We start from the raw sequence: 456 nt of genomic DNA, 5'->3' as shown, positions 1-456 counted from the left end.
ATGGCACCACCGATACTCCAACAATGACGTTTCGGTACGGCGCAGTAGCCGACCCGAAGCGACTCGACAGAGAAACGGCGGAAGCGATTGCGCGTGCCGCACGCGAGGGAGAGTCCTCGTTTAGTGACGCAATCGTCTCCAGACACGGACGTACAGTGATACTGGAAACTACCGCCGAGGGCGATATATTCGCGCCACATGCCGAACTAGCGGGGGTGACCGTTGGCGACATCAAGTCGCTGTCAGACTCATGAGTTCTAACATCGCGTCCACTCTCAACATACGGTATCGGTTTCAGTATGACCCCAACGCAGCTACAGCGAAACGCTATCACCACGCTATCGATCCGAAGATGCAAAACCGACACAACCTACAGATACGACCGCGGGACCGAGCGAGGATAGTACAATGAGTTCTGAGAAAGGCCCCGCAGAGCCCTCTGATGAATCGACTCCG

Annotated in this window: 1 pseudogene; it reads left to right on the top strand. The window is 55.9% G+C overall.

Features of this window, described 5'->3' with window-relative positions:
* Positions 1-254, top strand: a pseudogene (locus DVK05_RS17650) (hypothetical protein); the annotation flags it as partial.
* Positions 255-456: the final 202 nt, after the last annotated feature.

The organism is Halorubrum sp. Atlit-8R (assembly GCF_003666025.1).
Classification (GTDB): domain Archaea; phylum Halobacteriota; class Halobacteria; order Halobacteriales; family Haloferacaceae; genus Halorubrum; species Halorubrum salinarum.
This window is presented reverse-complemented; position numbering and strand designations above follow the sequence as displayed.